The 10,587-nt window shown below is 41.6% G+C and carries 8 protein-coding genes; 4 read left to right on the top strand and 4 right to left on the bottom strand.

The window, feature by feature from the left end:
- Window positions 1-125: 125 nt before the first annotated feature.
- Entirely contained in the window at window positions 126-296 is a 171-nt protein-coding gene (locus tag CQA49_RS10055; protein WP_181882637.1) for a hypothetical protein, read from the bottom strand.
- A gap of 311 nt (window positions 297-607) precedes the next feature.
- Between CQA49_RS10055 and CQA49_RS07590 the strand changes: the two genes are divergently transcribed.
- Both CQA49_RS07590 and CQA49_RS07585 read left to right on the top strand, forming a co-directional pair.
- Window positions 608-1,120: a hypothetical protein gene (locus CQA49_RS07590; RefSeq protein ID WP_115575363.1), complete on the top strand. Its 513-nt coding sequence runs from the start codon at window positions 608-610 to the stop codon at window positions 1,118-1,120.
- 52 nt (window positions 1,121-1,172) lie between these two features.
- Window positions 1,173-1,574 (top strand): hypothetical protein, encoded by a 402-nt coding sequence (locus CQA49_RS07585; protein WP_115575362.1) that lies wholly within the window; start codon window positions 1,173-1,175, stop codon window positions 1,572-1,574.
- A 35-nt stretch (window positions 1,575-1,609) separates the two neighbouring features.
- Here the strand turns inward: CQA49_RS07585 and CQA49_RS07580 are convergent, their stop codons facing one another.
- The 3 genes from CQA49_RS07580 to CQA49_RS07570 all read right to left on the bottom strand — a co-directional run bounded on the left by CQA49_RS07580 (window position 1,610) and on the right by CQA49_RS07570 (window position 6,172).
- Window positions 1,610-2,668, bottom strand: a complete 1,059-nt coding sequence (locus CQA49_RS07580; protein ID WP_115575361.1) for a hypothetical protein — start codon at window positions 2,666-2,668, stop codon at window positions 1,610-1,612.
- A gap of 28 nt (window positions 2,669-2,696) precedes the next feature.
- Complete coding sequence (locus CQA49_RS07575; protein ID WP_115575360.1) at window positions 2,697-2,927, bottom strand: hypothetical protein; 231 nt, start codon at window positions 2,925-2,927, stop codon at window positions 2,697-2,699.
- A gap of 128 nt (window positions 2,928-3,055) precedes the next feature.
- Window positions 3,056-6,172 carry an efflux RND transporter permease subunit gene (locus tag CQA49_RS07570; protein ID WP_115575359.1) on the bottom strand — a complete coding sequence of 1,039 codons (3,117 nt, stop codon included), beginning with the start codon at window positions 6,170-6,172 and terminating at the stop codon, window positions 3,056-3,058.
- A gap of 435 nt (window positions 6,173-6,607) precedes the next feature.
- Between CQA49_RS07570 and CQA49_RS07565 the strand changes: the two genes are divergently transcribed.
- Together CQA49_RS07565 and CQA49_RS07560 are read left to right on the top strand one after the other, a co-directional pair.
- Window positions 6,608-7,717: a Cj0069 family protein gene (locus CQA49_RS07565; protein WP_115575358.1), complete on the top strand. Its 1,110-nt coding sequence runs from the start codon at window positions 6,608-6,610 to the stop codon at window positions 7,715-7,717.
- Window positions 7,718-8,085: 368 nt separating this feature from the next.
- Window positions 8,086-10,437 carry a TonB-dependent receptor gene (locus CQA49_RS07560; RefSeq protein WP_258864267.1) on the top strand — a complete coding sequence of 784 codons (2,352 nt, stop codon included), beginning with the start codon at window positions 8,086-8,088 and terminating at the stop codon, window positions 10,435-10,437.
- Window positions 10,438-10,587: the final 150 nt, after the last annotated feature.

Here is a 10,587-nt window from a genome sequence, read left to right as displayed (position 1 = left end):
GCTTTAACACTAAATCAGGGGCTAGCACAAGCCCCACACAAAGGCAAATTAGCGCAAACGCCGCTAGCCAATACTTCACAATTTCTAACAAGTCTTTTAATTCGTCCCTCATTTACGCCACCCCCTTAAGTTAGAAATTTTCCGCTCACCACAAAAGACACCAAAAACACTAAAAGCAAGATAATGTTTCTCGCGCTTCTTTTGTTTTCCTCTTTGTGCCTTATTTCTAGCTCTTTAATCTCTTGCATTGTTTGGTGTATTTCTAAAAGTAGCTCTGCCTCATTTAGATTTTTCATTTGCCCTCGCTTGTGATTTATTTTTTTGCGCCCACATTTGGCGCGATTTTTTGCTCTAGCTTCAAATAAGTCTAAAAGTAGGTGTTTTGTGTCTTTGTAGTCACAAAATTAGACACAATAAGTGTTAAGAAGTTGGTTGAAAGGTTGTTTTGTGTGAAAATACAAAGGAGGAGAGTGGGGCTTCAACCCCCCTAAATTAGGGGATAAATTCCGACCCTTTGGAAGTGAAAAAATACTTTGGATTAAAAAATCAAAGAGAGCCTAAATAGAAAAAAAAAAAAAATAATGAGATTCTATATGCAGAAATTGAAATGCTGCTAAGCATTGTTTTAAGTGAGCGGGCGCGTGAGGCAAGCAATAAAGAGAAGTTTTGCGAATTTTTGAATTTAGCAAAGCTTTTGAGCTGGAATCTAAGAAGTTGGGCGAGTTGTGATATATTTACGCCTAAGATTAGGCAAGAATTTTGCGAGGAATATTTTAATTTTTTACTAGAACTAAGCGCAAATAAAGGGGAGTTTATATCACGTCTTGGCATTGTTGGAATGCTTGCATTTATTCCGCAAAAATCTAGCAAGATTTTAGAACATTTGCAAAAAATAGATTCTGAATTTTATTATGTAAATATGGCAATTGCTTGGGTTTTTAGCATTATTTTTATCAAAGAAAATGCGCGCATTTTAGCGGATTCCGCGGTATATAAAGTGCTTAAAAACCGCACACTTGCGCCATTTGTCCATAATAAGACAATTAGCAAAATTTGTGATTCTTATCGCGTAAATAAGGACACAAAAGATATACTTAAAACCTTGCGGGTGAAAAAATAATTTGCTATAGTATGGTTTTGTGTGTTTTGTAAATAAAAAATGGAGGGGTGAAATGGCGGAGAATGAAGCAATAAAAGGCGCAGTGAGCGATGAGGCGGGATTGAAAGAAGCCATTGCAAACAACCAAAGCTCAATAGAAATCGAAGGGAATCTCGCGCAAAAAGTCGTGCGGGTAAAAGCCACAGGCGCGGTAGCGTGGGTGGTGGCAGTGGGCGCTGTGGTGGCTATCATCGCGCTTGTGGTAAGGAGCTATTTTGCATTACCTGCTACTTCAGGTGCGCTTATGGCAATCCCCGGAGATTCTAGCGCGCAGGCAGATTCTAGTGTGCTAATCGCGCTTGGGATTTTAGCACTTGTGGCAATTAGCGCGATACTCATCGCGGTATTTAATAGATTGCGAAAATATAAGGTGGAAAAACTCTCAGATTCCCGTGTGAGGCTTGAAAGGAAGTAGAGTTGTGCGCGCATTGTAAGGCAAATGCGCGTGGCTTAGGGATTTGTGTTTTGTTTTTTAGCAGCTTGAGATTCTATGTGTTCGCTTTTGATAGATGAGCTGTCAATCAAAAATCTTTCTCCATTTGCTTCTAAATAATATTCCGCCCCAATGTTGGAGAGGACTTTGATATTAGAAACGCCTATGATATTGTCGTCTATTGGGCGAATATCGTCTTTTTTTACGCCATTAGTAATAAAGACTTCTTGCATTTGCTTATCAATATAAAGCATTTTGGGGCTGTAATTACCAATATGAGAATTTTTTGCTATTTGATCTGGAAATACTAAACATGTGACAAATAGACTCGCAAGGGTTATGGCGAAAAAGATTTTATATGGGCTTGTTGCAAATTTCATAATTAAAGCAACATATAGCCATGCATAGGAGGCGATAGCGATTATATATACCATAAATTGCATTGGAGGCATATTTTCAATATTGATTAATTGCAAAGTAAATCCAAATGGTATGATAAATATCATTTCAAACATTAGCAACCAGCCAAATGCCTTTAGTTTGCTATTTATGGCAAATTTACAACCAAAAAACAAAGACAAAATACCTATAGAAACAATCATACATGTGGTGGCAATACATAAAATATCCTCGTTATAGTATAAATCTGCTAAATTAGCAATTGCAAAAGCTGTATAAATTAATGTTGTGAGTCCTGCAAACCAATGCTTTGCTGTAATACTGAGTCTAGTTGATTGATTAATTTGTATTGCAATTAAAGCTAAAATGCCATAGATAAAAGTAGTATATAAGATAAAAATTAAGCCGACGGTAGCTATTGCAAAACCATAAAATAAAACAGATTCTGTATTTGATAGAGTAGGAGTATATGAGATATCCCAAATGTAATATTTACTTAAAATAAGAAACCCAAAAATACTAAAAAGTGTTATGCAGAATCCGTAATGCTTCACGAAAGTATTTTTTACCCTGTATATAAATTCTTGAAGTTTTTTAGTATCTTGTATAGATGCAAGACTTTGTATATATTTTTGAATTGCTCTATTTTTGTCTAGTTTTTCATCTAGTTCTGTCAATAAATAAAACCACTTATAAACACGCTCATCAAGTGCTTCTAAAAGTGCTTCTAAAAGATGCTTTTTTCTCTTTAAAATTATCAGGATTCATTGAATCTAGTAGTTTAATCTTCTCTTTTAAAATGCCCAAGGTTTTTTGAATATTTTTATCCAGCTTTTTGTCTTTTGTGTCTTTGCGGTATTTGGACAATTCATTAATAATATTTTTAGTTTCCTCAATTAGCGCTTCTTGCTTACTAATAAAATCTCTATATTCCATAATAAAATTAAATTCTCCTGAAAGTTAAACCCCAGAATTTTAAAATAAAAATATAAATGATATTAGAAAATAAAGAAACTAAATTACAGAATCTCCACCTAGAGATTCCATAATTTAAGCTAGAGATTTTAAGCCTTTCCTCTCCTTTCTGCCACCCACTCGCCAAGTCGGGCGAAGTAGAGATAAAAGAGAGGGATAAAAAATATCGCCAAAAATGTCGCCGCAAGCATCCCGCCAATAACCCCCGTGCCGATAGAATGTCGCCCAAGCGCGCCCGCACCGCTACTAAGTGCCAGCGGGAGCACGCCAAAGCTAAAGGCAAGCGAAGTCATCACAATTGGGCGGAATCTAAGCTTTGCTGCTCTCACAGCAGATTCAAACACGTTCAAACCCTCTTTCTCACGCAAATGCGTGGCAAACTCCACGATCAAAATCGCATTTTTCGCACTGAGTGCAATCAATAGCAAAAGCCCCACTTGAAAATATATGTCATTATCTAGCCCGCGCAAGTTCGTGGCCACTATCGCACCAAACACGCCAAAAGGCACAGCAGTAAGCACCGCCAAAGGCATAAGCCAGCGCTCATACTGCGCCACCAAAATCAAAAACACAAACAAAAGCCCAAAGACGAAGGCGAGATTCCCACTTCCGCTACTTGCCTTCTCTTGGTAGCTTGCCCCCGCATAGGCGATCTCAAAGCCAGCCGGTAGCACCTCTGCCGCGACTTCTTCGAGTGCTTTCATCGCTTCACCGCTAGAGTAGCCGATATTTAAGAATCCAGTGATTTGCGCAGCGGGGAAAAGGTTAAAGCGACTTATGACTTCCGCGCCAATCACGCGTTTATAAGTTACAAGCGCGCTTAGAGGCACGAGATTCCCACTGCTAGATTTCACAAAAATATCATTGAGATTCTCCGGATCCTTGCGATAGTCCTGTGCGCTTTGAGCGATTACGCGAAAAGTCCTATCATAAAGCTCAAAATTATTCACATAGTAGCTCCCAAAAGTTACCTGCATCGTGCGGAAAACATCATTTATATTCACACCTAAAGCGCTTGCTGCCTCGCGGTTGAGGTTCACTTCATATTGTGGCGTCTCTACTGATAGGCTTGTGAAAATCCTGCTAAACTCTGCCCTCTCACTTGCGCGCTCCACAAGCAAATCCGCATAATATTTCAGCTCCTGCATACTCGCGCCCTCGCGGCTTTGTAGATAGGCATTCACCCCGCTAGAATCTAGCCCGATGATAGTAGGCCACTGCCCTAGTATAAAGTTTGCGTTTGGATACTCGCCTAGCTCTTTATTAAGTGCTGCGATGATTTCTCTATCGCTTTGCCCTTTGCCTTTGCGCTCGCTCCAGTCAATTAAACGCTCAAACGCCACGCCACCATTTGTTTTAAACGCACCAACCAAAAAGCTATATCCGCTAATAGTCGTCTGCTCGTCAATAAGCGGATTCTGCGCTAGGGTTTGGATTAGGTATTGTTGCGCCTCGATAGTGCGCGAGAGTGAGCTTCCCTCTGGCAAAAATGTATGGATCGTGATCCCTCCCATATCCTCACTTGGCACAAGAGAAGTAGGCGTTTTTATGATAAGTCCCCAAGTCGCAAAGATAATAACTACAAAAAGCGCCAGCATGAGAATCCCACGCTTTAGTACTCGCGAAAGTGTGAGTGAGAATCTAAAAGTGAGCTTTTCAAAAAATTCGTTAAATTTTTGTATCGGTAAAATTGGCTTGCTATGCCCGCCTTTTAGGAAAAGCGCGCAGAGTGCAGGTGTCAAAGTAAGCGCCACACAGCCAGAGATGACGACAGAGATAACGATGGTAATTGCAAACTGCTTATACATTTCCCCGCTGAATCCGCCCATAAAGCACACTGGCAAAAATACCGCGCTTAAAACTAGCACGATGGCGATAACTGGGCTTGTGATTTCTTTCATAGATTCTATGGTGGCTTCTTTGGCTTTTAAGTGCTTTTCATGCATGATGCGCTCGACATTTTCGATGACGATAATAGCATCATCTACGACAATCCCAATGGCTAGAATAAGCCCAAAAAGCGTTAAGAGATTGATTGAGAATCCAAACGCATAAAGCCCTGCAAAAGTGCCTATGATAGACACAGGGATAGCGATAACTGGGATAATCGTCGCGCGCAAATTCCCCAAAAATACATAAATCACTAGCACCACAAGAACAATTGCTTCGATAAATGTTTTCATCACTTCTTTAATAGAAGCAGTTACAAACTCCGTTGGGCGGAATGGATTAGAATATTTCATACCCTGCGGGAATTTAGCGCTCAAAGATTCCATCGCCTTTGAGACATTATCTGCTACTTCTAGCATATTTGCCCCCGGTTGCAAAGTCACACGGATAGGCACCGAGGGGATGTCATTGTAATAATTATCCGTCAAGTAATCCTGCGCGCCAAGCTCTACGCGCGCAACATCTTTTAGGCGCAGTGCCGAGCCATCGTAATTTGCGCGGATAATGATATTTTCAAACTCCTCGACACTTGTTAAAAGCCCCTTAGTGGTGATAGTGTAGGTAAAAGCGCTTTTGTCAATTGGTTCTTTGCCAAACTGCCCGGGCGCAAATTGCGCATTTTGCTCTTGTATTTTTTCGATGATTTCCAGCGGAGAAAGGTTGAAGCTAGCGATTTTAGCTGGCTCTAGCCAGATTCTCATCGCATAATCTTGCAAACTCCATAGCTCGACATTTCCTATACCTCGGATTCTTTTTAGCTCATCAATGATATTTAAAAGCGCGTAGTTTGCGATAAAAAGCTGATCATGCGCTGGATTATCCGAGTAGAGATGATAAAGCCCCACAACCGCGGTGCTTTCTTTTTTCACATTTATGCCCGAGCGTTGCACCTCGCTAGGTAGTTGGCTGATGATAGCTTGCACGCGGTTATTGACATTGACAAGCGCCATATCAGGGTTTATGTCATTGGCAAAAACCACCCTTACAGCGAGATTCCCGCTCGCACTTGAGCTTGAGCTCATATAGAGCATTCCTTCTACGCCATTAATGCTATTTTCTAGCACGCTTGCCACGGTGGTTGAGAGCGTGCGCGCGTCAGCACCAGAATAAGTCGTCTGCACCGAAATTTCTGTTGGCACAAGCTTTGGATACTGCTCAATTGGCAGATTAAACATACATAAAAGCCCAGCAATCACGATGATGATACTAACCACCGCAGAAAACGCAGGGCGATTGATGAAAAACTTTGAAAACATAAAAATCCTTTTGTTTTGAGAAATAAAAGGTGAAATTATAAAAGATGACACTTGGTGTCTGTCAAGGGGGAAAAGTGAAATTTGTTGAGAAAATTTGCGGGGAAATTGGAAATTATTTTTTTCAGAATCTTTAATGTTTAGCTTAATCCCAACTTAGATTCTCAAAGCTTCTTTTTGCAGGGGGACAAGGGGGCTTGAATTGCGAAGTCGCTCCCCTTATCCCCCTTACAACCCCCAAACCCCCGACAACGCTAGAAGGTGCGTGCCGCACACTGCATTCCTTAAAATAGCTTACTTTGCTAACAAAATTTGTTAATTCTTGCTACATAGTTTCTAACTTTCGCCTAAAAAGCGTTAGTTTTATATTCTTTTGCGTTGGCTTGTGATAGAGTGAATACTTCTTTCTTGTAAGAAAATCAAACAAAAGGAGTGGCTATGAAAAAGAACATCGTGTTTTTTGAAGCGCGCGGAGGAAGTGATAAGGGACCTGATGGGCACAGAAAAGATACTATGCCGATGGTAAATGCCCTAAAAGCTAAGGGCTGGAATGCGGAGGTGGTGTTTTTCACCGATGAGATTTTGCGTGATGAAAAAGAGCGCAACAAAATCTATGAGCATGTGAAAAATACAGCTGATGGCTATGTTTCTCGCGTAAATCCGGGCAATCTCAAAGAGGAGCGATTGTATTTTGATGTATTGCGTAAGCTCTGCGCTGATGGGCTTGTGGGTATGCCTCACCCTGATGCGATGATAGGCTATGGTGCAAAAGACGCGCTGACAAAGCTTGCGAGCACGGATCTTGTGCCTGATGATACTTATGCTTATTATGATCCAGCAGAGGCGAAGAGAATTGGCGTGGCATTTAGCGAAAAGCATGATTTCAAAAAGACTTTCCCCAAAACTTTGGCAAAAGGCGAGCGCGTATTGAAGCAAAATCGCGGAAGCACAGGGGAGGGCATTTGGCGCGTGAGACTAGAGAATGCAAGCGATTATAATAAAGTGGATTCTCTACCACTTGATACAAAAATCATCTGCACCGAAGCAAAAGATAATCACACAGAAGAGCGCAAGTTAGGTGAGTTTATGGACTTCTGCGAGCATTATTTGGTAGGCGATAATGGTATGCTTGTGGATATGACTTTCTTACCGCGTATCAAAGAGGGCGAGATAAGAATCCTCATGCTTTACAAAACACCGGTTTATGTCGTGCATAAAAAGCCAGCAGAAGGCGGCGATGCGTTCTCTGCGACACTTTTTAGCGGGGCGAAATATCGCTACGATGAGCCAAAAGATTGGCAAAGCCTTATTGATTGGTTTTTAGTGCAATTGCCCGGAATCCGCGAAAAACTAGGGAATTATGACTTGCCACTTATTTGGACGGCGGACTTCATCCTTGACACTGACAAAAATGGCAAGGATAAATATGTGCTAGGTGAAATCAACTGCTCTTGCGTAGGATTCACAAGCCCAGCAGAATATATGGAAAAAATCGCTGTAATGGTGGGCGATAATATCGTGGATATCGTAAGCGAGAAGCTCAAATAACACCACTTCTTTAAATCCGTGTCTTTTGGGTTTTTGTATTTGCACAAAAGCCCAAAAGCGCGAAAAATTTAAATCCCAGTTTGTGTGGGGTATACTCTACTTTTTTAATTATTAAAATTTTGCAGATATTCCGACACTTTCCCACCCCGCAAATTTTATTTTCGCTCTATTTTTTCACCCATTTTCTACATTGCAAAGCACAATCACAAACCCATTTCCCATAAAATCTGCTCATTTTCCCCATATTACAAAGAGATTTAAGAGTAATTCTTAAAATCTTAAGATAATTTTTAGATTTTTTGCATAATAATACGCCACGGAGAAACTTTCTCCACAAACTACATTTTCCATTTATGAAAGGCTTACAAATGAAAAAATTTTTCTTACCGCAAGTGGCTATCATTTTGAGTATGCAGTTGGCGCTCGCCGATGAGCTAGGCACGCAAAACACAAACGCACAAAACGCCCCAAGCACAGCGACCCCACAAGCCACACACACACACACATCAGACCAAAGCAAAGGCTCTTCGCACTCTTCCCTCGCTCAAAGCGATGAAGTTATGGAATCTGCCCGCTTAAACAAAGTTACCGCGACCGCTTCAATCATGCGCTCCAAGCTCGATGAGCTCAATCGCAATGTCTATACCATCGACCGCGACCTTATCGAGGACAAAGGCTACAAAAGCACAGAGGAAATCTTCCGCTACACGCCATTTGTTGGCATTACCAACACCGGCTTAGGGAGCAACCTCGACTTGCGCGGACAAGGCAACAAGGCAAATACCAATGTCTCCGTCCTCATCAATGGCATTTATTCCAACATGCTAGATTCCAGCCACGGCGTCACTCCGCTAAACACGCTTTCGCCAAACGCTATTGAATCTATCGAGATTCTCCCCGGCGGTGGCGCGGTGCTGTATGGGAATGGCACACGCGGGGGCGTGGTAAATATCATCACGCAACGACGCTTTGACAAGCCCTACTTTAACGCTGGCATTAGCTATTCTGATGTAGTCTCTTCCACAGGGGACAGCTACAACGCAGACGCGAAGTTCGGCACTAAAATCGGCGATAGCACGCATATCAGCATAGGCGCAGCATATATCAATCGTGGCGGACCGCGCATAGGCGATCGCACCACAGGCGCACAAGCCAACTTCGCGCTTTTGCACGATTTTACGCCCGGACATACGCTAAGCTTTGATATTGACTACTTCACAGGCAAGATTAAGACTACGCCAAATAATTCTTTCATGGACAACGCCACACCTAGCAAGGCTGATAGGCTCACCAAGGGCAATGGCGAGCTGAATAACGAGCAGCAACGCCTTGATGTGAGTCTAGGCTATGTAGGGCAAATCACGCAAAACTCAAAGCTTGATATCAAAGCCTTCTATCATCTCAATAAGATTGATTATGTGGATTCTGTAACGATACTTTCAAGCTATCGTGCTGGTATGTTTAACACGACTAATGCAGCAGCCGATCAAAGTGGCTCACTTTTTGATGATCAAAAAGCAGGGCTTATCGCAAAGTATGACTTGACACATACCAATGGACGCTTTTTAGTTGGATTTGAATCTGTCTATAATCGTGGCAAAAGAGTGATGAATCAATACATTACAGCAGCAGGCTCTACGACCATGAACCAACAAACAATACCATTTGTCTATGACCACACGATTTACATTCCTTTCACGGGGACAAAATGGACAAACTCTCTCTTTGCACTTGAGAAATACGACTTTACAGAGAGATTCTCTCTTACAGGTGGTGCGAGATATGAAAACGCACAATACAGCATTGATGTAACCAACGACCAATACGGACAAGTCGTTATGACTACAGGACAAACAGAACGAACACAAGTAACTTCAAATGCAATCGCCACAACAAGCTATAGCAAGAATCTTAGCAACTTCGCCCTAGAGCTCACACCAAACTACAAATACAGCGATACAGGAAATGTCTATGCGAAGTTTGAAAAAGGCTATTTTTCACCAAGTCCAAATTCCTTACTAAGAAGAGCAGGCTCAACTGCGCCAAGTCAGCAAGCTACAAATCCTTCTCGCTATGAAGCTACAAACCTAAAGCAAGAGGATTATTATACTTTTGAGTTGGGATTGAAAGACTTTTGGGCGGATAGAGTGGTATTCTCCGCTTCACTTTTCTACACGCTTACAAATAATGAATTCTACACAATCGGCAACGCGCACTCTGTGGGTGGTGTAGAATATGGGAACTTTGATGCAACTACACGCATGGGGCTTGAGGTATTTTCAGAGCAGTATTTGCTTGATGATTCCTTGCGCTTGAGTGAGAGCTTCACCTACATTGACGCGAGCATTAGCAAAGGCGCCGCAAAAGGCTACAAAGTCCCTTATGTAAGCAACTATAAAGCGACTTTTGGTATCAGCTACTCCTTTAATAGAATCTTTAGCATTTGGAATCAAAACAGCTTCTATGGCGCGCAAAAAGACATTATCCAATACAGCAATAGTGTTGCGCAAGCGCAAGACACAATCCCAGCTTACAGCCTAAGCGATATAGGGATAAATGCGAAGTTTGGCGACTTGAGCCTAAGCGGTGGGGTAAGAAATGTCTTTGATACTTTCTACTATAGCTACTACAATGGCGATGCAACCGACACAATCGCGGGCTATGGCTACCTAATCGGACAAGGTAGAAGCTACTTCCTAGAAGCAAGATATACATTCTAAGAGGCTTTGTCATTGCGAGGATTCTAATTAAGAATCCGAAGCAATCCAAAGAAACCCCTCATTCCTATCATTGCTAAGCCGACTTTGTCGGCAAAGCAATCTATAACTTTAAACTTTTTAGAAACTTAATAATTTAAATAATCCAAATAA

Origin of the sequence: Helicobacter sp. MIT 00-7814, from assembly GCF_003364115.1 — a bacterium.
Lineage (GTDB): Bacteria > Campylobacterota > Campylobacteria > Campylobacterales > Helicobacteraceae > Helicobacter_F.
Note: the sequence above shows the minus strand (reverse complement) of the source record. Positions and strands in the feature narration are given on the sequence as shown.

Coding starts and splice junctions, on each gene's coding strand:
- CQA49_RS10055 (WP_181882637.1), bottom strand. CDS start 296: ATGAAAAATCTAAATGAGGCAGAGCTACTTTTAGAAATACACCAAACA.
- CQA49_RS07590 (WP_115575363.1), top strand. CDS start 608: ATGCTGCTAAGCATTGTTTTAAGTGAGCGGGCGCGTGAGGCAAGCAAT.
- CQA49_RS07585 (WP_115575362.1), top strand. CDS start 1,173: ATGGCGGAGAATGAAGCAATAAAAGGCGCAGTGAGCGATGAGGCGGGA.
- CQA49_RS07575 (WP_115575360.1), bottom strand. CDS start 2,927: ATGGAATATAGAGATTTTATTAGTAAGCAAGAAGCGCTAATTGAGGAA.
- CQA49_RS07570 (WP_115575359.1), bottom strand. CDS start 6,172: ATGTTTTCAAAGTTTTTCATCAATCGCCCTGCGTTTTCTGCGGTGGTT.
- CQA49_RS07565 (WP_115575358.1), top strand. CDS start 6,608: ATGAAAAAGAACATCGTGTTTTTTGAAGCGCGCGGAGGAAGTGATAAG.
- CQA49_RS07560 (WP_258864267.1), top strand. CDS start 8,086: ATGAAAAAATTTTTCTTACCGCAAGTGGCTATCATTTTGAGTATGCAG.